We start from the raw sequence: 23,569 nt of genomic DNA on the forward strand, positions 1-23,569 counted from the left end.
CTGGGGGAAGGCTGGGATGGGGGCAGCCCCGTCCTCGAAGGCTGCGCGGCGGTGGAGGCCGCCGTGCCCCCACCCCTGCCCTCCCCCAGCGGGGGAGGGTGAAAGTCAAGTCACTCCTTCTTGCCGATACCCAGGTAGGTATCGATGATCCGCTGGTCATGCAGCAGATCGCGCGCCTTGCCCTCGAGCGCCACGGCGCCCATCTCGAGCACATAGGCGCGGTCGGCCACCTGCAGCGCGGCGCGGGCGTTCTGCTCCACCAGCAGCACCGACACGCCGTGGCTGCGCAGCTGCGACACCACGCGCAGCACTTCGCGCACCACCAGCGGGGCCAGGCCCAGCGAAGGTTCGTCGAGCATCAGCAGTCGCGGCCGCGCCATCAGCGCGCGGCCGATGGCCAGCATCTGGCGTTCGCCGCCGGAGAGCGTGGACGCCATCTGCGGGCGGCGTTCCTTCAGGCGCGGGAAGATCTCGAAGATCTCGTCCATGCGCGCGCGCTGGTCGCGCTTGCCCTTGCGCCACTGGTAGAAGCCGCCGAGCACCAGGTTGTCTTCGACCGACATCTCGCCGAACAGCTCGCGCCGCTCGGGCACCAGCGCCACGCCGCGCGCCACCATGGTCTCGACGCCGGGCCGCGCGATGCGCTCGCCGTCCAGCATCAGCTGGCCGGTGGACGGCAGCAGGCCCATGGCCGCGCACAGCAGCGTGGTCTTGCCGGCGCCGTTGGGGCCGATCACGGTGACGATCTCGCCTTCGTTCACCTGCAGGCGCACGCTGTGCACCGCTTCGACGGTGCGGTAGGCGACGCAGAAGTCTTCCAGTTGAAGAATGGGATGGCTCATCGTGCGTCTTCCAGCAGTTCGTCGTCGGCGCCGCCCAGGTAGGCCTCGAGCACGCGCGGGTTGGCCTGCACTTCGGCGGGCGTGCCGGTGGCGATGACGGTGCCGAACTCCAGCACCGTGATGCGGTCGGCCAGGTTCATCACGAACTCCATGTCGTGCTCCACCACCAGGATGCCCAGGCCCTCGGCGCGCAGCTGGCCCAGCAGCTCGGAGAGCGCGCGCTTTTCCAGGTGGCGCAGGCCGGCGGCGGGCTCATCCAGCAGCAGCACCGAGGGCTGGCTGGCGAGCGCGCGGGCGATTTCCACCACGCGCTGCTGCCCGAGGGAGAGCGAGGCGGCGGGCGTGTCGGCATGCGCGCCGAGGCCGCAGCGTTCGATCTGCCTGCGGGCTTCGGCCATCAGCGCGGCCTCTTCGGCGCGGTCAAGCCGCAGCATCGCCGCGAGCCAGCCGCGCTTCGCGCGCAGGTGGGCGCCGAGCGCGACGTTCTCGACCACGCTGCGCTGGCCCAGCAGGCGCACGTGCTGGAAGGTGCGGCCCAGGCCCAGCGAGGCGAAGGCGCGCGAAGGCTTGCCCGACATCGGCTGGCCCACCAGGCGCACTTCGCCCGTGGTCGGGTCGTCCACGCCCGAGATCATGTTGAAGAAGGTGCTCTTGCCGGCGCCGTTGGGGCCGATCAGCGCATGCACCTCGCCGGCCTTCAGCGTCATCGAGATGTCGTTGTTGGCCACCAGCCCGCCGAAGCGCTTGCTCACGCCGTCGGCCTGCAGCAGCAGGGTGCCGGCGGCGGGCACCGCGCGCTGCGCGAGTTGCGCCGTGGTCGATGCGGCGGGACCGGCACCGGCGGCGCGCGGCACTTCGCGCACCCAGCGGCGAGCGAGCCGCGCGATCGTGGGCCACAGGCCGTCGGCAAAGCGCTGCAGCACGAACAGCATCAGCAGGCCGAACACCACCACCTCGAAGTTGCCGCTGGTGCCCAGCAGCGCGGGCAGCACGTCCTGCAGCTTCTCCTTGAGCAGCGTGATCAGCGTGGCGCCCAGCACCGCGCCCCACAGGTGGCCCGCGCCGCCGACCACCGCCATGAACAGCATCTCGATGCCGATGTTGAGGTTGAAGGGCGTGGGGTTCACGAAGCGCTGCATGTGCGCGTAGAGCCAGCCCGAGATGGCCGCGAGCAGGGCCGCCAGCACGAACAGCTTGATGCGGTGGCGCGCGGTGTCCACGCCCATCGACTCGGCCATCAGCCGGCCGCCCTTGAGCGCGCGGATGGCGCGGCCCTCGCGCGAGTCGAGCAGGTTGTGCATGGCCCACAGCGCGAGCAGCAGCACGGCCCAGATCACCACGCCCAGCATGCGCGGCGTGGCGAAGGAGACACCCGCCACCACCAGCGGCGGAACGCCGGTGATGCCGGTCTGGCCGCCGAGGAACTCCATGTTGCCCAGCAGGAAGTACAGGCTCAGGCCCCAGGCGATGGTGCACAGCGGCAGGTAGTGGCCCGAGAGCTTGAGCGTGACCGCGCCGAGCGCCCAGGCCAGCGCGAAGGTCAGCACCAGCCCCAGCAGCAGGCCGAGCCAAGGCACCAGCGCCGAGCCCGCGAGGCCGCCGAGCCAGCCGGCGGCCGTGGGCGAAGTGCAGATCCAGGCCGTGGCGTACGCGCCCATGCCGACGAAGGCGGCCTGGCCGAAGGAGGTCATGCCGCCCACGCCGGTCAGCAGCACCAGGCCCACCGCCACGAGGGCATAGAGGCCGATGTTGCTGAGCACCGAGACGGTGAACTCGGGCAGCCAGCCCCAGGCCAGCGCCAGCGCGACGATGAAGACCAGGGTGAGCACGCGCGGCGTCACCAGCGGACGGCCCTCGGGCGCCGCGTTCGCGGCAGTGGAAGCAGTGGAAGTCGACGAAGGCGTGTTCATTCCTCGTCCTCCACGTGATGGCTGTTCAGTGAGCGCCACAGCAGCACCGGGATGATCAGGGTGAAGACCAGCACTTCCTTGTACGCGCTGGCCCAGAAAGAGGAGAAGGCCTCGAGCAGGCCGACCAGCAGCGCGCCCGCGAGCGCCAGCGGATAGCTCGCGAGCCCGCCGACGATGGCCGCCACGAAGCCCTTCAGGCCGATCAGGAAGCCGGTGTCGTAGTAGACCGTGGTGATGGGAGCGATCAGCAGGCCCGAGATGGCGCCGATGACTGCGGCCAGCGCGAAGCTCAGGTCGCCCGACAGTTCGGTGGGAATGCCCGACAGCCGTGCGCCGACGCGGTTGATGGCGGTGGCGCGCAGCGCCTTGCCGATCATCGAGCGGCCGAAGAACCAGAACATGGCGATCACCAGCACCAGCGTGACGCCGACCACCACCAGCGACTGGCCGTTGACCGGAATGCCGCCGAGGTCGAAGCGCGCTTCGGAGAACGCGCTGGTGCGCGAGCCCTCGGCACCGAAGAAGAAGAGACCCAGGCCGACCAGCACGCCGTGCAGCGCCACCGAGACGATCAGCAGCATCAGCACGCTGGCGTCGGCCAGCGGGCGGTAGGCGACGCGGTAGAGCAGCGGGCCCAGCGGCGCGATCAGCACCAGCGTGGCGAGCGACTGCATCGCGAGCGACGTGGGCTTGAAGCCCAGTATCAGCACGGCGGCCACGGCCGGGAAGGCCACGCACCAGGTCAGCGCCGAACGCCAGTCGACGGTGGCGCCGCGCTTCCAGCGCCAGGCCTCCACCACCAGCACGATCGCCGCCAGCGCCAGCAGCAGCCACAGCGTGGAAGGCGCGCGGCCGCCCTGCAGTGCGGCCATGGAGAGCGCGCCGAAGGCGACGAACTCGCCCTGCGGGATGAAGATCACGCGCGTGACCGAAAACACCAGCACCAGCGCGAGCGCCATCAGTCCGTAGACCGCGCCGTTCACGATGCCGTCCTGCCCCAGCAACAGGGCAATCTGCAAATCCATATAAAACCCTCGGGCTCGGCCCTTGTATCGAATCAGTGTGAGCAGCAGACGCCTTCAACCGCGCTGCATTGCTCCTTCCCCCTCTGGGGGAAGGTCGGGATGGGGGCAACCCCTGCGCTCAAGGCCGCGCGAAGTCGGATGCCGTCGAGCCCCCACCCCTGCCCTCCCCCAGAGGGGGAGGGGGCAAGGCAGGAGATCAGGGCTGGTATTTCCAGGCGCCGTTCTCGATCTTCACCATCACGCGCGCGCGCTGGTCCAGGCCCAGGTGGTCCTGCGCGGTCATGTTGAACACGCCATGCGCGCCGGCCACGTCCTTGGTCTGCTCCAGTGCGTCGCGCAGCGCGGCACGGAACTCGGGCGTGCCCGGCTGCGCCTTCTTCAGCGCGATCGGCACGGCCGAGCTCATGACCAGGCCGGCGTCCCAGGCGTGCGCGCCGAAGGTCGAGACCGAGCCCTTGCCGTAGGCGGCTTCATACGCCGCCACGTAGGCGAGCGCGGACTTCTTCACCGGGTTGCTGGCGGGCAGCTGCTCCGCCACCAGCACCGGGCCGGCGGGCAGGAAGGTGCCTTCAACGTCCTTGCCGCCCACGCGCAGGAAGTCGGCGTTGGCCACGCCGTGGGTCTGGTACATCTTGCCGCCGTAGCCGCGTTCCTTCAGCGTCTTCTGCGGCAGCGCGGCCGGCGTGCCGGAGCCGGCGACCAGCACCGCGTCGGGCTTGGCGGCCATGATCTTCAGGGCCTGGCCGGTCACCGAGGTGTCGGTGCGGGCATAGCGCTCGTTGGCCACGACCTTGATCTTCTTCAGGTCGGCAGCCTTGGCGAATTCCTGCGACCAGCCTTCGCCATAGGCGTCGGAGAAGCCGATGAAGGCGACGGTCTTCACGCCGTTGGCGGCCATGTGCTCGGCGATGGCCAGGGACATCATGATGTCGTTCTGAGGCGTCTTGAACACCCACTTCTTCTTGGCGTCCATCGGCTCGATGATGCGCGCCGATGCCGCCACCGAGATCATCGGCGTCTGCGCTTCGCTGGCCACGTCGATCATGGCCAGCGATGCCGGCGTGGTGGTCGAGCCCAGGATCACGTCGACCTTGTTCTCGGCGATCAGCTTGCGCGTGTTGTTGACGGCCGCGGTGGTGTCGGAGGCGTCGTCCAGCACGATGTAGTTGATCTTCTGCCCGCCGATCGTCTTGGGCATCAGCGAGATGGTGTTCTTCTCGGGGATGCCCAGCGATGCTGCCGGGCCGGTGGCCGAGATGGTCACGCCGACGTTGACGTCGGCCCACGAGGCGGCGGCGGTGGCGCAGAGCGCGGCGATCAGCAAGGGCTTGAAGAATTTCATTTGGGCTTGTCTCCGGGTTGAAAAATCGTTGAGGGCTGAAGTATCTATCACCGCTCGTCGAAGGAGAGGGTGACGCTTTCGGTAAGGGGGTGCGCCTGGCAGGTCAGTACGAAGCCCGCGGCGACCTCATTCTTGTCGAGCGCGAAGTTCCGTTCCATTCGGACTTCCCCGTCCACGCATTTGGCGCGGCAGGTGCCGCACACGCCCGAGGTGCACGAGAACGGCACTTCGAGCCCGGCCGCCGATGCCGCGTCGAGGATGCTGGGCTGGCCCTCGGTGAAGGTGATCTCGCGCTGCAGGCCGTCGCGCACGATGGTGATGCGCGACTGCTTGGCGTCGCCCGGCTGGGCTTCGTGCACCACCGCGCCCACCTGCGTGGCCGAGGGCAGCGCGACGCCGAAGCGCTCGATGTGGATGCGGTCTTCCGGCACGCCGGCGGCCAGCAGCGCGGCCTCGGCCTCGTCGTTCATCTGGAACGGGCCGCACACGTACACATGGTCGATCTGCGCGGCGGGCACCACGCCCTGCAGGAATTCGCCGATCTTCTCGCGGTTCATCACGCCGAAGCCCAGGGGCGAGTCGGTGTGCTCGTCGGAGAACACGTGCTGCAGCACGAGGCGCGTCATGTAGCGGTTCTTCAGGTCCTCGATCTCTTCCTTGAACATCGTGGACTGCAGCTGGCGGTTGCCGTAGATCAGCGTGAAGCGGCTGCGCGGCTCGCGCGCCAGCACCGTCTTCATGATGGACAGGATGGGCGTGATGCCGCTGCCGCCCGCGATGCCGACGTGGTGCCGCGCCGAGGAAGGCTCGATGGGCACGAAGAAGCGGCCCTGCGGCGCCATCACCTGCAGGGTGTCGCCGGGGTGCAGGTTGGCGTTGATCCAGTTGGAGAACACGCCGCCGCGCACCTTGCGCACGCCGACGCGCAGTTCGCCGTCGTCGAGGCCGGCGCAAATCGAATAGGAACGGCGCAGGTCCTGGCCGTCGATGTCCTTGCGAAGCGTGAGGTACTGGCCCTGCGTGAAGCCGAACACTTCCTGCAGGTCGGTCGGGACTTCGAAGGAGACGATGACGGCCTCGGCCGTGTCGGGCTCGATGGCCTTCACGCGCAAGGGGTGGAAGAGGGTGCTCATCGCTTGGGGCGCTTCTTAGATTGGCTTGAAATGTTCGAACGGTTCGCGGCAGGCCATGCAGCGATAGAGGGCCTTGCAGGCCGTGGAGCCGAATGCCGACAGGCGTTCGGTGCGCTCGCTCGCGCAGCGCGGGCAGGCGATGCGCTCTCCGGCGATGCGGCCGAAGAGCTTGATCGGCATGGCGGTGTTGGCGGCCGCTTCGGGCGTGAGGTGCGCCGGCGGCGCGATGCCGTAGGCCTTGAGCTTGGCGCGGCCTTCGTCGCTGATCCAGTCGCTCGACCATGCGGGCGCGCGGCGCAGCGTGGCGCGGGCACGGCCCAGGCCGGCGTTCTCGATGGCGGCCAGCACGTCGTGCTCGATGGCTTCGGTGGCGGGGCAGCCGGAGTAGGTCGGCGTGAGAACGATCTCCAGGCCGTCGTCGTGCTCGATCACCTCGCGCACGATGCCCAGGTCGCAGACCGACACGGCCGGCACCTCGGGGTCGAGCACCGTGTGCAGCACGGCCCACGCCGCATCGACGCGCGACGCCAGTGCGTTCACCACACGCCTCCGGGGAAGCTGCGCTGCAGATGCTGCATCTCGGCCAGGATGTAGCCCATGTGCTCGCTGTGCACGCCTTGCTTGCCGGTGCTGCGGAAGGCGGCTTCCTTCGGCATGGCGAGGCCTGCTGCATCCAGCACCTGCTGCATGTCGGCGAGCCAGGGCTCGCGCAGCTCGCTCCAGGCCGGGCCGAGGCCGCTGGCGCTGGCTTCGGCATCCACCGCGTCGCTCTCGAACAGCTCGGGCATGTAGAGCCACAGCCGCTTCAACGCCTTCTCGATGCGGCGGCGCGATTCCTCGGTGCCGTCGCCCAGCCGCACCATCCAGTCGGCCGAATGCTGCTGGTGGTAGCGCGCTTCCTTCAGCGCCTTGCCGGCGATGGCGGCCACCTCGGCGTCGCTCGACGCGGCCAGGCGCTGCCACAGCAGCTTGAGCAGCGTCGACACCATGGTGTTGCGCACCACGGCGAAGGCGAAGTCGCCGCGCGGCAGCTCGGCGATGGTGAGGTTGAAGTAGTCGCGCTCGTCGCGCAGGTAGGCCAGCTGGTCTTCGTCGTGCTCGCGGCCAGCGCCCTCGAGCTTGCCGGCATGGGTGAGCAGCGCACGCGCCTGGCCCACGAGGTCGAGCGCGATGTTGGCCATCGCGATGTCTTCCTCCAGCACTGGCGCGTGGCCGCACCACTCGCCCAGGCGCTGCGCCAGCACCAGGCAGGTGTCGCCGATGCGCAGCAGGTATTGCACGGCGGGCGTGCGGTTCAGTTCGATCGATGCTTGCATGACGTTCCGTCCGCTCACATGTGGTCGACCGACTTCGGCAGCGCGTAGAAGGTGGGGTGGCGGTACACCTTGTCTTCCGCCGGGTCGAAGAACATGTCCTTGTCGCCCGGGTCGCTGGCCACGATCTGCTCGGAGCGCACCACCCAGATGCTGCTGCCTTCCTGGCGGCGGGTGTACACGTCGCGCGCCATCTGGATCGCCATCTTCGAATCGGCCGCGTGCAGGCTGCCGCAGTGCTTGTGGTCCAGGCCCGCCTTGCTGCGCACGAACACTTCCCACAGGGGCCACTCTTGTTTCTGTTCGACGGTCATGCCGCCTCCTTCATCGGTTGTTTGTTGGCGTGGGCCATCGCGGCTTCGCGCACCCATGCACCTTCTTCCCAGGCGTCGACGCGGGCCTGCAGCCGCTCGCGGTTGCAGGGGCCGTCGCCGCCGATCACGCGCCAGAACTCGCTCCAGTCGATGGTCCCGAAGTCATGCGCCTGGCGCTCCTCGTTCCACTTCAGGTCGGGGTCGGGCAGGGTCACGCCGAGGATGGCGGCCTGCTCCACGGTGGCGTCGATGAACTTCTGGCGCAGTTCGTCGTTGCTGAAGCGCTTGATGCCCCAGCGCATCGACTGCGCGCTGTTGGGCGACTGGTCGTCCGGCGGGCCGAACATCATGATCGAGGGCCACCACCAGCGGTTGACCGCGTCCTGCACCATCGCCTTCTGCGCGTCGGTGCCGTGGGTCATCATGGTGAGCAGGGCCTCGTAGCCCTGGCGCTGGTGGAAGCTCTCCTCGCGGCAGATGCGGATCATGGCGCGCGCATACGGCGCGTACGAGCAGCGGCAGATCGGCACCTGGTTCATGATGGCCGCGCCGTCCACCAGCCAGCCGATGGTGCCCATGTCGGCCCAGGTGAGCGTGGGGTAGTTGAAGATCGAGCTGTATTTGGCCTTGCCGCTGTGCAGTGCGTCGAACATCTGGTCGCGCGAAGTGCCCAGCGTTTCGGCGGCGGCGTACAGGTAGAGGCCGTGGCCGCCTTCGTCCTGCACCTTGGCCAGCAGGATGGCCTTGCGCTTGAGCGTGGGCGCGCGGCTGATCCAGTTGCCCTCGGGCAGCATGCCGACGATTTCCGAGTGCGCATGCTGGCTGATCTGGCGCACCAGCGTCTTGCGGTAGTGCTCGGGCATCCAGTCTTTCGCCTCGATGAAATCGCCGGCGTCGATGTGCGCGTCGAAGCGTTCCTCGAGCCGCATTTCCTCGGCGGAGCGCACGGCCTTCTGCTTGCCGTCGCCTGCGTCCTTGCCCATGGTGTCCATGGCTTGTGTGTACATCGCGGTTCTCCTTGAGGGTGAGTGTGGGTGCGCCGGGTCGGCGCTCAGTAGCTCAGCTGTATGGTCGATTCGGCCCGACGGTCCACCTCGGCCGGCGTCAGTGCCTCGCTCTTGCATCCGAAGTCCTTGAACAGGGCCATCTGGTCGGCATAGTGCGCCGATTTGCGACCGTCGGGTGCGACAAAACCGCTCTGGCCGGGAGGGGCCGCGGTGCACAGCGTGACGCCGCCGGCACCCAGCACGACCTTGTCGTTCTGCGAGCCCCGGTTCATGAAGCTCGGCAGCGTGAGCAGCTCGTCGGCGCCGGCCTGGGGTGCGCCGATGAAGTTGCTGGTGAGAAAGGCGTGCTTCACCACCGGCGTGCGCCATTTCGTGGTGTCGCTGCCAAGGCGCTGCTGCAGTTCGTTCATGGCCTGGGTCAGCGTGGCGCGCAACACCGCGTTCTTGTCTTCGCCGTTGAAGAAGTCGAAGGTCTGCGGCACGCCGGCCTTGGGCCCGAGCAGGGCGTTGTAGACCAGCTTCAGGCCGTTGCCCGGGCGGATGCTCGCGACCTGAGTTTCGCCGGCATAGCCGTTGCCTGCATAGGCCGCGAAGACTTCGGGCGGCAGGTCGTCGGCAAGCACTTTCTTGTAGAGGATCGGCAGCCAATGCATCATCAGCGTGGTCGCCGGGCTGTCGTAGACACCGTGCTCGGCCGGGTCTTCGTTGAGCATGTTCCAGCCGGCCAGCATCTGCGCGGCGCGCCGTGCCGGATCATTGGCCGGCAGGTTGCGCGTGGCCTCGATGGCGAAGGGCACGATGTAGCGTGCGTTGGTGTCGGCATAGGCCGTGGTGCGGTTCAGCGCCCACAACTCGTCGGCCGTGAACCTGGGCTTGGCCTCGAGCCGCGCGGTGAACTCGCGCACGCGGTCGACCACCGAGTAGTTGCCGCCGTCGCTCACGGCGCCGGGCGCCGACTGGTTGTTCCAGTTGGCGATGTAGCCCTGCGGCGGGTTGAACACCTTCGGGTCTTCGCTGAAGGGCCGGATGCCGAGCCATTCCATCGAGCCGTCGCCGATCGCGGGCAGGCGGATGTCCTGCGTGGCCGGCCGGATCGGCAGGCGGCCGGGCGAGACGTACCCGATGTTGCCGCTGGTATCGGCGTAGTACCAGTTGATGGTGATGGCCACGCGCGAGGCCTGTGCAAGCCATTGGTCCCAGTTCGTCGCCTGCATCGAATGGATCCAGCCGAGCAGGGATTCGAGCTCGTAGCCGTCCCAGCTGCGCTTCATCGAATAGGCGGTGCCGTTGGGAATGTCGAAGTTGGTGACGGTGCCGTGCACCGTGGCGTAGATGTCCAGGCTCTGGTCGGGCTGGCCCTTGACCTTGATGACCTCGGTGCGCTTCGTCATCGGGCGCATCGCGCCGTTGAAGCGGTACTCGTGCGGGTTGGCCGGGTTGAGCTGCTCCTGGTACATGTCGTTCACGTCCAGCGGTCCGGCGGTTGCGCCCCAGGCGATTTTTCCGTTGGTGCCGAAGAGCACGACCGGGTGCGCGAACGGCGTGTTGCCGGTCACGTCGAAGCCCGCGCCATGCAGGCCGATGCCGAACACGTACGACGGGTTGAACCAGTTGAACTGCGGGCCGTTGATGAGGACGGCGTTGCCGTCGGTGGTCTTCGCCGGGCCGGCGATCCAGAGATTGCTGGCGATGGGGCGCGTCCAGGGTTCGGCCACGCCCCGGCGGGCGGCGTCGATCTCGTTGCTTGCAACCAGCAGTTCGGGCGAGACGGGGGCGAGGCGCGAGACGACATCGCCGCCGGCGGCCGGTTGCGCGGAGGCCTGGCTGCGCGTTCCGGTGCGCGGCACGGTGGTCGGCGCCAGCGGGTCCTCGACCCAGCGGATCTGGTCGAACAGCTGGCGGCCGGCGACATCGCCGCGTGCCTTGCGCAGTTGTTCCAGCAGGCGCAGGTTGGCGACTTCGCTGCTCACGTTGGAATAGCGGTTGGCCATGGTGCCGACCCAGATCATGGCCACGTCATAGCCCGTCCAGTCGGCCTTGGGCTTGAAGCCGGCGTCGTTGAACTGCTTGGGCAGCAGGGTCGCCTGCGCGGCCAGCACCTCTTTGACGCGGGCGTTGAAGCCGGCGGCATAGCCGTCGAAGATCGCCTTGTCGTCGCCCGACAGCTTGTCCATCTGCGCGCGGATCGAGGCGGGGGTGAAGCCCGCGCGGCTGCCCTTGTCGAGCGCCACGTAGGCCGGCCCCATGACCTCCGACACGGTGCCGAGCACCGCGCGGCGCGCCATTTCCATCTGGTACAGCCGGTCTTCGGCCACGGCATAGCCGAAGCCGTGGAACAGCCCGCGCACGTCGTTGGCGTACACGTGCGGAACGCCGTGGCTGTCGCGCTTGATCGTGACCTTGCCGGTGGGAACAGAGGGCGTGGCGGCGCAGCCGGCCAGCGCCAGGGCGACGCAGGCAAGGGCGATCGGTCGGAAATTCAATGTCATGAGTGATGTTCTCTGGGAGGCGACGCGCTCAGCGCGGGCGCGTGTCGACCACGCGGCGTGCCTTGCCGGTCTGGGTGCGTTCCATCTCGTCGGGGGCGTGGACCACCACGCTGGTGGAGATGCCGATGAGCGTCTTCACGCGGTGCTGCACCCAGTCGCCGATGGCGGCGCGGTCGGCCGCGGCGGCGTCGGAAGGCTTGAGCTCGCAGTGGATCTCGACCTGGTCGAGCTTGTCGGCGCGGCTCACGTGCACCTGGTAGAGGCCCGAGAGCGCCTGGTGCGCGAGCACGATCTCCTCCACCTGCGTGGGGAAGACGTTGACGCCGCGGATGATCATCATGTCGTCGCTGCGCCCGACGATCTTGCCCATACGGCGGAACGCGCGCGAGGTGGGCGGCAGCAGGCGCGTCAGGTCGCGCGTGCGATAGCGAATGATCGGCATGGCCTCCTTGCTCAGCGAGGTGAAGACCAGTTCGCCTTCTTCGCCGTCGGCCTTCAGCTCGCCGGTCTCGGGGTCGATGATCTCGGGGTAGAAGTGGTCTTCCCAGATGACGGGGCCGTCCTTGCTTTCCACGCATTCGCTGGCAACGCCGGGGCCCATCACTTCGCTGAGGCCGTAGATGTCCACGGCGTCGATGCCGGCCCTGGCCTCGATGTCGCGGCGCATGGCTTCGGTCCATGGTTCGGCACCGAAGATGCCGATCTTCAGCGAGCTGTCCTTCGCGTCCAGGCCCTGGCGCTCGAACTGCTCGATGATCACCTGCATGTAGCTGGGCGTGACCATGATGATGTTCGGCTTGAAGTCCTGGATGAGCTGCACCTGCTTCTCGGTCTGGCCGCCCGACATCGGAATGACGGTGCAGCCCGCGCGCTCGGCGCCGTAGTGCGCGCCCAGGCCGCCGGTGAAAAGGCCATAGCCGTAAGACACATGCACCATGTCGCCGGGCCTGCCGCCCGCCGCGCGGATGGAGCGCGCGACCAAGTCGGCCCAGGTGTCGATGTCGTTCTTCGTGTAGCCCACCACGGTCGGCTTGCCGGTGGTGCCCGACGATGCGTGTATGCGCGCGACCTGCGTGCGCGGCACGGCGAACATGCCGAAGGGGTAGTTGTCGCGCAGGTCGCTCTTCACCGTGAACGGGAACTTCGACAGGTCGGCCAGCGACTTCAGGTCGTCCGGGTGCACGCCCTTGGCGTCGAAAGCCTTGCGGTAGTGCGGCACGTTGTCGTAGGCGCGCTGCAGCGTGGCGCGCAGGCGGCTGAGCTGCAGTGCCGCGATCTCGTCGCGGCTGGCGGTTTCGATGGGGTCGAGTTCGCCGGGGGCGGGGTGTCTGGCTGTCATGGTGCTTTGTCTCCTGTGGCCACGGCGGGGCGGCCCTTGGCCGTGTAGGAGCGGCCGCGGAACATCGCGATGCGCTCGCCGCGCTGGTTGGTGATTTCGGTGTCGTACACGCCGGTGCGGCCGGCCTTCGACACCTCGTGGCAGCGCGCGGTGAGCAGGTCGCCCTCGCGCGCCGGGGCGATGAAGTCGATGGAAAAGCCCGAGGCCACGGTCAGCTCGTTGTACGAGTTGCAGGCGAAGGCGAAGGTGGAGTCGGCCAGCGTCGCCATGAAGCCGCCGTGGCAGGTGGCGTGGCCGTTGAGCATTTCGGAGCGCACGCACATCTCGATCGTGGCCTGGCCGGGGCCGACCTCGACGATGCGCATGCCCAGGCCCTTGGTGGCGTTGTCGTTGGCGAACATGCCGTCGCGGACGTATTCGGCCGTCTGCTGCGGCGTGCGTTGGGTGTCGGTCATGGCTCAGCGGTCCTTGAAGACGGGGGCGCGCTTGGCGCGGAAGGCCTCGACGCCTTCGCGGTAGTCGTCGGCGTTGCCCATGTCGCGCTGGATGCGGGCCTCTTCGGCGAGGGCGGTGCCCAGGTCCATGTCCTGCGCGGCGGCCATGGCCTGGCGGGTGGCGACGAGGGCGCGGGTGGGCATGCTGGAGAGCTTGGTTGCGAGTGCGGCGGCGGTGTCGGCCAGCGCCGCGTCGTCCACGCACTGCCAGATCAGGCCGATGCGGGCGGCTTCTTCGGCGGGCAGCTTGTCGCCGAGCATCGCGATGCCCAGCGCGCGGGCCGAGCCCACGAGGCGCGGCAGCAGCCAGGTGCCGCCGGTGTCGGGCACGAGGCCGATCTTGGTGAAAGCCTGGATGAAGCTGGCCGAACGGCCCGCCACCACCAGGTCGCAGCACAGCGCCAGGTTGGCGCCCGCGCCAGCCGCCACGCCGTTGACGGCGGCGACCACGGGCACCCGCATCGAGCGCAGGCGCGCGACGAGCGGGGCGTAGTACGTGGAAATGACGTGGCCCAGGTCCTTGGGCGCGGCGCCGGGTGTCGGGTCGGGCGCGACCGACGGATCGGCCAGGTCCTGCCCGGCGCAGAAGGCGCGGCCGGCGCCGGTGAGCACCACGCAGCGCACGCTCGCGTCGCCCGCCGCCGCTTCGAGTGCCGCCAGCAATTCGGCATGCAGCCCCGTGGTGAAGCTGTTGAGTGCCGCGGGGCGGTTCAGGCTCAGCGTGCGTACCGCGCCGGCGTTGCTGATGAGTACCAAAGGCTCAGTCATTGCGTGTCTCTTTCGTCCTTCGTGGGAGCCGGTCCGGGGTGCAAACACTATTGACCGACCGTTCGGTTGATTTTAGGATCGACCTTGATTACTACACAAGCGGGGTTGATTCAGGGCAAACCCTGAGACCCGAAGACAAAGGAGACCGAATGCCCAGCTATTCCATCGACGGCGTGATTCCGGTCGTCGACCCGAGCGCGTACGTGCACCCCACGGCCGTGCTGATCGGCGATGTGATCGTCGGCCCCAACTGTTATGTAGGCCCCTGTGCCAGCCTGCGCGGCGACTTCGGCCGCATCGTGCTGGAGGAGGGCTCGAACGTGCAGGACCACTGCTGCATCCACGGCTTTCCCGACAACGACACGGTGGTGGAGGTCAACGGCCACATCGGCCACGGCGCGATCCTGCACAGCTGCATCGTGCGGCGCGACGCGCTGGTGGGCATGAACGCGGTGGTGATGGACGAGGCCGAGATCGGCGAAAAAGCCATCGTCGCGGCCTGCGCCTTCGTGCCGGCCGGCATGAAGGTGCCGGCGCGCTCCCTGGTCGCGGGCATTCCGGCGAAGGTGAAGCGCGAACTGACGGATGACGAGATCGCCTGGAAGCTCGAAGGCACCCAGACCTACCAGGCGCTCACCGTGCGCAGCCTCGCGAGCCTGCACGAGGTGGCGCCGCTCGCCCGGGTGGAGCAGGACAGGCCGCGCCTGCCGGCCACGGACGTGCGCTCGCTCATCGCCACGAAACGCGGCTGACGGCGCCGTCCGCGCTTCGTGCAAGATCGCGAGTTGCCTTCAACCGTACAACCCAGGAACAAGAACCGATGCCGCGTGGAAGATCCGCCACCTACGACGACCAGCGCGAGCTGATCCTCGCGCAGGCCGCGCAGCTGTTCGCACGCAGCGGCTACCCCGCCACCTCGATGAACCAGGTGGCAGAGGCCTGCGGCCTTTCCAAAGCCACGCTCTATCACTACTACAAGGACAAGAGCAGCCTGCTGATCAGCATCGCCGAGACGCACGTGTCCAAGCTGGCAGCGCTGGTGGCAGAGGAAGAGGCGTCGACGCACACAGACGAACAACGCCTGCGCCGCTTCATCTACCGCATCGTCGAGGAATACGCGGGCGCGCAGGACGCGCACCGGGTGCTGACCGACGACGTGCGCTTCCTGGAAGAGGCCGACCGCGAGCGCGTGCTCGACAAGGAGCGCGAGGTGGTCGCGGGCTTCGCGCGCGCCGTCTCCGCACTGCGCCCCGGCGCGCCGAGCGACGACCTGGCCAAGCCGCTGACCATGCTGCTGTTCGGCATGATCAACTGGATGTTCACCTGGATGAAGCCCGGCGGGTCGCTCGACCACGCGGCCATCGCGCCGATCGTGGCGGACCTGTTCCTGGGGGGCATCGGGGCGGTCAAGTCGCCGGACTACGGGGCCATAGAGGCCCGGGCCGCCGAGGCCTCGGCAGCCGTGGAAACCCAGCCTCAGGCCGCGACCGAATAGCGCGCCGCCGGCGTGCCGCGCTGCGAGCCGAGGAACAGCTTGCCGCTGGCCTCGGTGAAGCCGGCGAGCAACGCGGCTTCGTTCACCGACGGCATGGTGATCGGCTCGCCCAGGTCGAGGCCGGCGAGCGCCGCGTCCACGCACTGCTCGGCCGTCATGACCGTGCCTTCGGCGAGGCTGCTCACCGGCACGCCCGACAGCTCCCAGATGTCGGTCGCCGTGGCGGCCGGCAGCACCAACTGCACCTTCACGCCGGTGCCCGCCACTTCTTCCTGAAGGCCGCGCGTGAACGCCAGCACGAAGGCCTTGGTGCCGCTGTAGATGCTGCTGACCGGCAGCGTGTGGAAGCCCAGCACCGAGCCGATGTTGACCAGCGTGCCGCGGTTGCGCGCCTTGAAGGCCGGCAGCACCGCATGGCTCAGGCGGGCCAGGGCCTGGATGTTCACGTCGAGCATCGATTGCAGCTGCGCCGCCGAGGTCTGGGCGACAGGGGCCAGGGTGGAGGTGCCGGCGTTGTTGACCAGCAGCGTGATCGCCGGGTCGGTGGCCAGCGCGTTCGCCACGCGCTCGAGGTCGTCCGCCGCGCCGAGATCGGCCACCAGCGTCCGCACCTTCACGCCGTATTCGGCGCGCAGAGCCTTGGCCACTTCGTCGAGCCGGTCGCCGCGCCGCGCGACCAGCAGCAGGTCGTGGCCGCGGCGGGCCAGGCGGTCCGCGTAGATCTTGCCGAGGCCCGCCGATGCGCCCGTGACGACGGCGGTGCCGAGGGTTGCTTGTTCGCTCATTTCGAATCCATTCAAGGTAGGTTGCGATTCAAGCATGATGATCATCATGTTTGATGGGGCGAAGCATGATGGTTATCATGATTGGCGTCAACCCAGTGTTGGAAGTACCCCGGAACAGGACGAGGTCACATGCGATACCCCGCAGCGGAAACCGCCGAAAAGCACCAGAAGATCCTCGCCGAGGCCTCGCGCCTGTTCAAGGAGCGTGGCTTCGGCGTGAGCGTGAGCGAGATCATGAAATCCACCGGGCTCACGCACGGGCCCTTCTACAACCACTTCGAGTCGAAGGAGGCGCTGATGGCCGAGTGCATCACGCACTCCGCGGCCGATGCGCTCGTCGAACTCGATGCGGCCGGGCAGACGCCCGAAGGCATGCGTGCCTACGTGCGCGACTACATGAGCCATGAGCATCGCGACGCGCGTGCCGAAGGGTGCCTCGTGGCGGCGTTCGCGGGGCAGGCGGAGGGCAGCGCGGGTGTCGACGCGTCGTTGACGACGTACCTCAAGTCCGTCATCGACCGCTTCACGCGCAACTTTCCGTGGCGCGCGAAGAAGACAGCGCAGCAGAACGCACGCGGTGACGCGATACGCATGCTGGCCTCGATGTACGGCGGCGTGGTGCTGGCCCGCGCCGTGGACGACGAGGCGCTGTCGGAGGAAATCCTGCGCGAGGTGCTCGCGGGCCTTCAGGCGGCTGAAGGCCTTCGCAAGGCCTAGAGGATGCGGTTGAACCAGAGCAGCGACAGCCCCGCCGACACCAGCGTGAGCAACGCCGCGCCCAGCGCGAACAGCGCGGAAATCTCGGTCTCCTTCTTCTCCACGGTGAGCTTGGAACTCAGCGTTTCGTAGACCTTCTTCAGGTCGCTCGCGGTGCCGGCGTAGAAGTATTCGGCGTTGGTCTTCTGCGCGATGGCCTTGAGCGTGTCCTCGTCGAGGCGCACGCGCATCGACCAGCCCTCGAAGCCGATGGTCTCGCCGTCGACCGTGCCCACGCCCACGGTGTAGATGCGCACGCCGCGGTCGGCCGCGGCCTTGGCGGCATCGAGCGGATCGACGCCGGTGGTGCGCTGTCCGTCGGTCAGCATGATGATCGCCGCCGAGGTGAACGAGCCGGGCGCCACGGGCGTGAAGTCCTTGAGCTTCTTCTCGGACGAGTCGATGGCCGCGCCGCGCTGGCGGCTGGGCGCGCTGAACTGCTCCACGTCCAGGCCCGCGTCGGGGAACAGCGTGGCCAGCGACACCACGATGGCGTTGCCGGTGGCGGTGGCGCGCTGCAGCTGGAAGCTGTCGATGGCGGTCACCAGGTCTTCGTGGTTGGTGGTGGGCAACTGGGCCACCTGCGCGCTGCCCGCGAAGGCCACCACGCCCACCTTCACGCTGCGCGGCAGGTCCTTGATGAAGCTCTTGGCCGCGTCCTGCGCCGCCACCAGCCGGTTGGGCAGCACGTCGGCCGCGCGCATGCTGCCCGAGACGTCCATCGCGAGGATGATGGTCTGCTGGTTCGACGGCAGCACCACCACCGCCATCGGCCGGGCCGCGGCGACCAGCATCGCGGCCATGGCCAGCAGGAACAGCGCGGGCGGAATGTGGCGGCGCATCGTCTGCCCGGCGCCCATGGCCTCGCGCACGATCGACAGGCTGGCATAGCGCACCGCCAGCTTCTTCTTGCGGCGTATCAGCCAGAGGTAGAGCAGCACCAGCAGCGGCAGCGCCGCCAGCAACCAGAGGAATTGAGGCCAGAGAAAAGTCATGCTGCCACCGCTTTCATGCCTGCGAGGCCGATGCGCGTGCGGCGCTTGCGCATATCGGCGAAACGGACGATGGCTTCCACCAGGTCGTCGCTGGTCGAGAGTTCGAGCGCATCGACGCCCGCCTTGGCGAGCGCGCTGCGCAGCGCGGCTTCGCGCTCGGCCGCGATGCGGGCGAAGCGCTTGCGAAAACCCGCATCGTGGGTGTCGACCCAGAGCTGCTCTCCGGTCTCGGCGTCGCGCAGCGGCACCAGGCCGAGGTCGGGCAGCTCGAGTTCGAGCGGGTCGAACAGGCGCACCGCAATCACTTCATGGCGCAGCGCCAGCTGGCCCAGCGGGCGCTCCCAGCCGGGCTCGCTCAGGAAGTCGGACACCACGAACACCGTGGAGCGGCGCGGCATCAGCGCGGCGGCCGACTTGAGCAGGGTGTCCAGCCGCGTCATGCCTTTCTGCTGGGGCGTGCTCTCGGCCTTGTCGGCGCGCTTGTCCATTGCGTGCAGCAGGTGCAGCACATGGCGGCGGCCGCTGCGCGGCGGAATCACCGCCTCCAGGTCGCTGCCGTAGACCAGCGCGCCGACCCGGTTGCCGTGCCGGGTGAGCAGGCGCGCGAGCACGCCGACGAAGCCGGCCGAGATCTCGCGCTTGGCCTTCAGGCCCGAGCCGAAGTCGACCGAGCGGCTCAGGTCGAGCACGAACCAGGCGGCCATCTCGCGGTCTTCGGTGAACACTCGCACATGCGGCGTCTGCAGCCGCGCGGTGACGTTCCAGTCGATATGACGCACGTCGTCGTGGTGCTGGTATTCGCGCAGGTCGGCCAGGTCGAGCCCGACCCCGCGCATCAGCGTGCGGTAGTCGCCCTGCAGCAGGCCGTCGAGGCGGCGGATCACGGTCCACTCGAGCCGGCGCAGGGCGCGCTCCGCACCCCCGGCCTGGATCATGAGCCGTTCGTCGTTCGCGGCCGCGGGGGCCTTACGCCACCAGCTTTTCATGTTCGAGCGGCTTGGGGGGAGCGGGGACCGCGCGCATGATCTTGTCGACCAGCCCGTCGGGCGTCAGGCCCTCGGACAGGCCTTCGTAAGACAGCGTCACGCGGTGGCGCAGCACGTCGGGCACCAGTGCCGTCATGTCCTCGGGCAGCGCGTAGCTGCGGCCGCGCAGCAGCGCCAGGGCGCGCGCGCCTTCGGTCAGGCTGATGCTGGCGCGCGGGCTGGCGCCGAAGGTGATGAAGCGGCGCAGATCCTTCAGGCCGTGCTTCTCGGGCGTGCGCGTGGCCGACACCAGCTTCACCGCGTACTGGATGAGCGAGGGGTCGACGTACACGCGCCGCGCCTCGGCCTGCAGCTCGGCCAGCTGCTCGGTGGTGGCCACCGGCGTGGCGGCCACGGGCGGGCCGATCACGCGCTGGACGATGACGAATTCTTCCTCGTCGCTCGGGTAGTCGACCATCACCTTCATCATGAAGCGGTCGACCTGCGCCTCGGGCAGCGGGTAGGTGCCCTCGGTTTCGATGGGGTTCTGCGTGGCCATCACGAGGAAGGGGCGCGGCACCTTGTGGGTCTCGCCGGCGATGGTCACCTGCCGCTCCTGCATCACTTCGAGCAGCGCGCTCTGCACCTTGGCCGGCGCGCGGTTGATTTCGTCGGCCAGCAGCAGGTTGGCGAACACCGGGCCCAGCGAGGTGCTGAACTCGCCGGTCTTCTGGTTGTAGATGCGCGTGCCCACCAGGTCGGCCGGCACCAGGTCGGGCGTGAACTGGATGCGCTTGAACTGGCCGCGCACGGTGTCGGCCAGCGTCTTGATGGTGAGCGTCTTCGCAAGGCCCGGAACGCCTTCCACCAGCAGGTGCCCGCCCGCGAGCATGGCGACCATGACGCGCTCCAGGAAGCGGTCCTGGCCGACGACCACGCGCTTCACTTCGTAGAGGATCTGCTCCATCAGTTCGGCGGTGCCGGCGGGCGTGGGGGCGGCTGTCTCTGTGCTCATGCGAAGTACTTTCGAAGAAGAAAAGAGGCTGGGGACGACAAGATCAGAACGGCGGCGAACCGGCGGCCGAGGCCGCGTTCTCGATGGGCACCGCGAAGCCGATGCCGATGAAGGTGCGCTGCTGCGTCGGATTCAGGATGGCGGTGACGATGCCGAGCACCTCGCCGTCCATGTTGATGAGCGGGCCGCCCGAGTTGCCCGGGTTGGCGGCGGCGTCGAACTGGATCAGGTTGCCCAGTTCCTGCTTGCCCTCCGGCGAGCGGAAAGAGCGCTTGAGCCCCGACACCACCCCGGCCGACACCGACGGCCCGATGCCGAACGGAAAGCCCACGGCGGCCACCTGGTCGCCGGAGCGCAGGTCGGCGGTGGAGCGCATGGTGGCGGGAATCAGGTCGTCGGGCACCGTCTGCGCCTGCAGCACCGCGAGGTCGTTCTCGGGCTGCACGCCGGTGACCGTGGCCACGGCTTCCAGGCCGTCGAAGAAGGTGACCTTGATCTTGTCGGCACCCGCGACCACGTGCAGGTTGGTGAGGATGACGCCCTTGTCGACGATGACCACGCCGGTGCCCACGCCGCGCTCGAACTCGCCCGAGGGGCCGCCGTCGTTCGGGGCTTCGGGCGGCTTGCCCTTGGCCATGTTGCGGCCGCGCTTCTGGATCTTGGCTTCGGGCGTGTTCTTCTCTTCGCCGTAGCTCACCACCCGCACCACCGACGGCCGGATGATGTCCGCCGCCTTGGCGGCCGGCGAGGGCAGGGTGTTGGTCTGCAGCGTGCGCAGCACGGCGGCGTCGATGTCTTTTTGTGCAAGTGCCTTGCCGCCGGGGCGGGGCGCCCACAGCACGGTGCCGGCGACGAGGGCGGTGCACAGCACGATGAGCAATGCGAAGCTGCGGCGGCCGGGCTGCCAGCCTGTCTTGGCGGGGGTGGCGGGAACAATCGGCGGTGCGGCGCGGCCCGTGCCGTCCGCTTCGGGCGATGCCGATGCATCCGCCCGATCGGCCGCATCGTCTGCGGCCGGTGGCGGCGTGCGGGGCGATCGGCTGTAGAAAGCAGGCCTGCGCATCGGAGCACCTCCGGCAAAAATATCGCGTGAAGGAGTTCACAGTAGCACGCTTTCCGAGCCTGCGCATCCCTTCGGGCATCATGGCGCGATGGCTACCTTCATCGATACCCACTGCCACCTCGACGCGCACGAATTCGGTGCCGAGATGCCCGCCATACGCGCCCGCGCGGCCGGGCTGGGCGTGGCGATGTGCGTCATTCCGGCGGTGGGGGCCTTCAATTTCCAGACCGTGCGCGAGCTGGCCCACCGGCAGGGAGACGCCTACGCGCTGGGCATCCACCCGCTGTGCACCGGTGCGGCCGCCGACGCCGATCTCGAGGCGCTCGACGCCGAACTGAGCGCGCGGCGCGACGATCCCCGGCTGGTGGCGGTTGGCGAGATCGGGCTCGACTATTTCGTCGAAGGCCTCGATGCCGACCGGCAGGAGCGCTTCTTTCACACTCAGTTGCAACTGGCACGCAAGCACGGGTTACCCATACTCATCCACGTGCGGCGCTCGGTCGACAAGGTGCTCAAGCATCTGCGGCAAACCGCGGGCGGCAAGCCGTGGCTGGGCATTGCCCATGCGTTCAACGGCAGCGAGCAGCAGGCCGGCGCGTGCATCGCGCTCGGGCTGAAGCTGGGCTTCGGCGGCGCGGTGACCTTCGAGCGTGCGCTGCAGCTGCGGCGGCTGGCGGCGAGCCTGCCGATCGAATCGATCGTGATGGAGACGGATGCACCCGACATCCAGCCGCACTGGCTCTACCGCACCCAGGCCCAGCGCGACGCCGGCCAGCCGCAGGGCCGCAACGAGCCCGGCGAACTGCCGCGCATTGCCGAAGTGGTGGCCGGCCTGCGGGGCATCGGCATCGAGGAACTGGCCTTGGCCACCACGCGGAATGCGCTCGAAGTGCTGCCGCGGCTACAAAGTCTGATGGCCTTGTCGGAACGCGCGCCGCACCTCGCGTAGGCCAATGTCCCGACCTGCATTCGTGTGTGCAGAGGTTGCAGATTTGCTGTCATCCTCGGGGTTCGCTAGCTCGTTGCTAGACCAGTGGCAAGCAAGTCACTGCTAAAACTTCATCCAACAAGGAGCCTTTCATGACCACGTCTTTCATTCGCACCATGCCCGTCGTCCTCGCGCTGGCGCTCGCCTCCATCGGCGTGTCGGCCGTGGCTCAGACCGCGGCCCCGGCGACCGCCGAGCCGAGCACCACCGAAAAGGTGAAGGAAGCCGGCAAGGACGCCGTGAACGCCACCGAGCGCGGCGCGGAGAAGGCCTACGATGCCACCAAGCGCACGACCAAGAAGGCCGTGAACGCCACCGAAAACGGCACGAAGAAGGCATGGAACGCCACCAAGCGCACCACCAAGAAGGCCACCAACGCCACCAAGAATGCAGCCGCCAAGACCGGCGATGCCGTCGAGAACGCCGGCCACAAGACGGCCGACGGCATGCGTTCCACCGGCAAGGCCATCGGCGAGAAGATCCCCGGCACGGCCGAGAACGAAGCCGCCAAGAAGTAAGTACCGGCAAGTACCGGGCCTTCGGGCTCCGGCCCTCGCGAAAGAACCCGCTTCGGCGGGTTTTTTCATGGCCGCTCGCCGGCGGGGCGGTGGTGTGCTGGCAGTCAGGTGACGGCGCTATGTTGTCGAAGTCTGCTTCTCGTCGAAAAGGATGGAGAAGGATATGGCTCACTCCAGCGCCTCGCAAGTCGTACGGCAAATTCTCGAGGGGCCGGTCACTCGGCCGGCACTGCTGCGCTGGCGCCGCCAGCAGTTCTTTTCCGAGGCGGGTTTCGGCAACTACTTCGGCGTGTTCGCGGACTTTGCGCAGGCGCGCGACTGGCTGCCCGCCAGCCCGGAATTCGACCACGCGGCCCTGGCGGCCGAGTACGTGGATGTGCGCACGAAGCGCGTGTTTGCCTACGACTACCCGGTGATGTGGTGGCTGGAGCGCGCATTCAGGGACGGCGCCACCAAGGTGCTCGACCTCGGCGGCTCGGTGGGCGTGCACTTCTATGCCTATCGCCGCTATTTCCAGATGCCTCATGGCTTGTCATGGCGCGTCGTCGACGTGCCGGCCATCGCCGCCATCGGGCGGGACATGGCCGGCCAGGTCGGGTCCGATGCCGCGGCACTGAGTTTTTCCGACGACATGGAGCAGGCCCTGGGCGGTGGCGACGACATCTGGATCGCCGCAGGCTCGCTGCAGTACTTCGAAATTTCGCGTCCCGGCGACCTGCTGCGGCGAAGCCGGGTGCGGCCACGGCATATCCTGCTGAACAAGCTCCCGATCCATGACGGCGAGGACTACGTCACGGCGCAGAACATCGGCGCCGGCTGCTTCGCGCCGGTGCAGGTCTACAACCGGCAGCGCTTCGTGAAAGAGGTCGAGGCACTGGGCTACGCCTTGCGCGACCAGTGGCAGGTTCTCGAGCGCTCCTTGCACTTGCCGGGCTTTCCCGAGCGCTGCGTTCCGACCTTCAGCGGCATGTACTTCTCGCGCTGAGAAATCCCCTCGCATGCGGGCGGTGGCA

Annotated in this window: 24 protein-coding genes; 6 read left to right on the forward strand and 18 right to left on the reverse strand. The window is 68.3% G+C overall.

Annotation, left to right across the window (positions count from 1 at the left end; genetic code table 11):
• Positions 1-110: 110 nt before the first annotated feature.
• The 13 genes from L3V85_RS09330 to L3V85_RS09390 all read right to left on the reverse strand — a co-directional run bounded on the left by L3V85_RS09330 (position 111) and on the right by L3V85_RS09390 (position 13,976).
• Entirely contained in the window at positions 111-842 is a 732-nt protein-coding gene (locus L3V85_RS09330) for an ABC transporter ATP-binding protein (protein WP_237679031.1), read from the reverse strand.
• Positions 839-2,752: an ABC transporter permease subunit gene (locus L3V85_RS09335; protein ID WP_237679032.1), complete on the reverse strand. Its 1,914-nt coding sequence runs from the start codon at positions 2,750-2,752 to the stop codon at positions 839-841. Before L3V85_RS09335 ends, L3V85_RS09330 begins: the two co-directional genes overlap by 4 nt.
• The gene (locus tag L3V85_RS09340) at positions 2,749-3,777 is read right to left on the reverse strand and encodes a branched-chain amino acid ABC transporter permease (protein ID WP_237679033.1); all 1,029 of its coding nucleotides are present in this window, start codon (positions 3,775-3,777) and stop codon (positions 2,749-2,751) included. Before L3V85_RS09340 ends, L3V85_RS09335 begins: the two co-directional genes overlap by 4 nt.
• A gap of 196 nt (positions 3,778-3,973) precedes the next feature.
• Complete coding sequence (locus tag L3V85_RS09345; RefSeq protein WP_237679034.1) at positions 3,974-5,119, reverse strand: ABC transporter substrate-binding protein; 1,146 nt, start codon at positions 5,117-5,119, stop codon at positions 3,974-3,976.
• A 47-nt stretch (positions 5,120-5,166) separates the two neighbouring features.
• Positions 5,167-6,252: a 1,2-phenylacetyl-CoA epoxidase subunit PaaE gene (gene paaE, locus L3V85_RS09350; RefSeq protein ID WP_237679035.1), complete on the reverse strand. Its 1,086-nt coding sequence runs from the start codon at positions 6,250-6,252 to the stop codon at positions 5,167-5,169.
• Positions 6,253-6,267: 15 nt separating this feature from the next.
• Positions 6,268-6,792 (reverse strand): 1,2-phenylacetyl-CoA epoxidase subunit PaaD, encoded by a 525-nt coding sequence (gene paaD / locus L3V85_RS09355; RefSeq protein ID WP_414080201.1) that lies wholly within the window; start codon positions 6,790-6,792, stop codon positions 6,268-6,270.
• The gene (gene paaC / locus L3V85_RS09360; protein ID WP_237679037.1) at positions 6,789-7,568 is read right to left on the reverse strand and encodes a 1,2-phenylacetyl-CoA epoxidase subunit PaaC; all 780 of its coding nucleotides are present in this window, start codon (positions 7,566-7,568) and stop codon (positions 6,789-6,791) included. The genes paaD and paaC overlap by 4 nt, the downstream gene beginning before the upstream one ends.
• 14 nt (positions 7,569-7,582) lie before the next feature.
• The gene (gene paaB, locus L3V85_RS09365; protein WP_081265691.1) at positions 7,583-7,879 is read right to left on the reverse strand and encodes a 1,2-phenylacetyl-CoA epoxidase subunit PaaB; all 297 of its coding nucleotides are present in this window, start codon (positions 7,877-7,879) and stop codon (positions 7,583-7,585) included.
• Positions 7,876-8,886, reverse strand: a complete 1,011-nt coding sequence (paaA, locus tag L3V85_RS09370) for a 1,2-phenylacetyl-CoA epoxidase subunit PaaA (RefSeq protein ID WP_237679038.1) — start codon at positions 8,884-8,886, stop codon at positions 7,876-7,878. The genes paaB and paaA overlap by 4 nt, the downstream gene beginning before the upstream one ends.
• Before the next feature lie 44 nt (positions 8,887-8,930).
• Complete coding sequence (locus L3V85_RS09375; RefSeq protein ID WP_237679039.1) at positions 8,931-11,375, reverse strand: penicillin acylase family protein; 2,445 nt, start codon at positions 11,373-11,375, stop codon at positions 8,931-8,933.
• A 28-nt stretch (positions 11,376-11,403) separates the two neighbouring features.
• The gene (gene paaK / locus L3V85_RS09380) at positions 11,404-12,714 is read right to left on the reverse strand and encodes a phenylacetate--CoA ligase PaaK (protein WP_237679040.1); all 1,311 of its coding nucleotides are present in this window, start codon (positions 12,712-12,714) and stop codon (positions 11,404-11,406) included.
• Positions 12,711-13,169, reverse strand: coding sequence for a hydroxyphenylacetyl-CoA thioesterase PaaI (gene paaI, locus L3V85_RS09385; protein WP_237679041.1), 459 nt, complete (start codon positions 13,167-13,169; stop codon positions 12,711-12,713). Before paaI ends, paaK begins: the two co-directional genes overlap by 4 nt.
• 3 nt (positions 13,170-13,172) lie before the next feature.
• Positions 13,173-13,976: an enoyl-CoA hydratase-related protein gene (locus tag L3V85_RS09390; RefSeq protein ID WP_237679042.1), complete on the reverse strand. Its 804-nt coding sequence runs from the start codon at positions 13,974-13,976 to the stop codon at positions 13,173-13,175.
• 149 nt (positions 13,977-14,125) lie between these two features.
• On the opposite strand from L3V85_RS09390, the gene L3V85_RS09395 reads away from it, so the two are divergent.
• Entirely contained in the window at positions 14,126-14,728 is a 603-nt protein-coding gene (locus tag L3V85_RS09395; RefSeq protein ID WP_237679043.1) for a phenylacetic acid degradation protein PaaY, read from the forward strand.
• A gap of 68 nt (positions 14,729-14,796) precedes the next feature.
• On the forward strand, positions 14,797-15,471 hold the full coding sequence (locus tag L3V85_RS09400; RefSeq protein WP_237679044.1) for a TetR/AcrR family transcriptional regulator: 675 nt from the start codon (positions 14,797-14,799) through the stop codon (positions 15,469-15,471).
• Here L3V85_RS09400 and L3V85_RS09405 read toward each other — a convergent pair.
• Positions 15,453-16,256, reverse strand: a complete 804-nt coding sequence (locus tag L3V85_RS09405) for an SDR family NAD(P)-dependent oxidoreductase (protein WP_237679045.1) — start codon at positions 16,254-16,256, stop codon at positions 15,453-15,455. The two genes, L3V85_RS09400 and L3V85_RS09405, sit on opposite strands and share 19 nt — an antisense overlap.
• A gap of 129 nt (positions 16,257-16,385) precedes the next feature.
• Between L3V85_RS09405 and L3V85_RS09410 the strand changes: the two genes are divergently transcribed.
• Entirely contained in the window at positions 16,386-16,973 is a 588-nt protein-coding gene (locus tag L3V85_RS09410; RefSeq protein WP_237679046.1) for a TetR/AcrR family transcriptional regulator, read from the forward strand.
• Here L3V85_RS09410 and L3V85_RS09415 read toward each other — a convergent pair.
• Genes L3V85_RS09415 through L3V85_RS09430 form a run of 4 tightly spaced genes read right to left on the reverse strand, consistent with a single transcriptional unit; the run spans position 16,970 to position 21,050 of the window.
• Positions 16,970-18,007: a VWA domain-containing protein gene (locus L3V85_RS09415; protein WP_237679047.1), complete on the reverse strand. Its 1,038-nt coding sequence runs from the start codon at positions 18,005-18,007 to the stop codon at positions 16,970-16,972. The genes L3V85_RS09410 and L3V85_RS09415 overlap by 4 nt on opposite strands.
• Positions 18,004-18,993 (reverse strand): DUF58 domain-containing protein, encoded by a 990-nt coding sequence (locus L3V85_RS09420; RefSeq protein ID WP_237679048.1) that lies wholly within the window; start codon positions 18,991-18,993, stop codon positions 18,004-18,006. Before L3V85_RS09420 ends, L3V85_RS09415 begins: the two co-directional genes overlap by 4 nt.
• The gene (locus tag L3V85_RS09425; RefSeq protein WP_237679049.1) at positions 18,974-19,987 is read right to left on the reverse strand and encodes an AAA family ATPase; all 1,014 of its coding nucleotides are present in this window, start codon (positions 19,985-19,987) and stop codon (positions 18,974-18,976) included. The genes L3V85_RS09420 and L3V85_RS09425 overlap by 20 nt, the downstream gene beginning before the upstream one ends.
• A 43-nt stretch (positions 19,988-20,030) precedes the next feature.
• Positions 20,031-21,050, reverse strand: a complete 1,020-nt coding sequence (locus L3V85_RS09430; RefSeq protein WP_237679050.1) for a S1C family serine protease — start codon at positions 21,048-21,050, stop codon at positions 20,031-20,033.
• Between the two features lie 88 nt (positions 21,051-21,138).
• On the opposite strand from L3V85_RS09430, the gene L3V85_RS09435 reads away from it, so the two are divergent.
• The 3 genes from L3V85_RS09435 to L3V85_RS09445 all read left to right on the forward strand — a co-directional run bounded on the left by L3V85_RS09435 (position 21,139) and on the right by L3V85_RS09445 (position 23,541).
• Positions 21,139-21,999, forward strand: a complete 861-nt coding sequence (locus L3V85_RS09435) for a TatD family hydrolase (RefSeq protein WP_237679051.1) — start codon at positions 21,139-21,141, stop codon at positions 21,997-21,999.
• A 131-nt stretch (positions 22,000-22,130) separates the two neighbouring features.
• Entirely contained in the window at positions 22,131-22,556 is a 426-nt protein-coding gene (locus L3V85_RS09440; protein WP_237679052.1) for a hypothetical protein, read from the forward strand.
• A gap of 163 nt (positions 22,557-22,719) precedes the next feature.
• Positions 22,720-23,541, forward strand: a complete 822-nt coding sequence (locus tag L3V85_RS09445; protein WP_237679053.1) for a methyltransferase, TIGR04325 family — start codon at positions 22,720-22,722, stop codon at positions 23,539-23,541.
• Positions 23,542-23,569: the final 28 nt, after the last annotated feature.

It is taken from the genome of Variovorax paradoxus (assembly GCF_022009635.1).
Taxonomy (GTDB): Bacteria; Pseudomonadota; Gammaproteobacteria; order Burkholderiales; family Burkholderiaceae_C; genus Variovorax.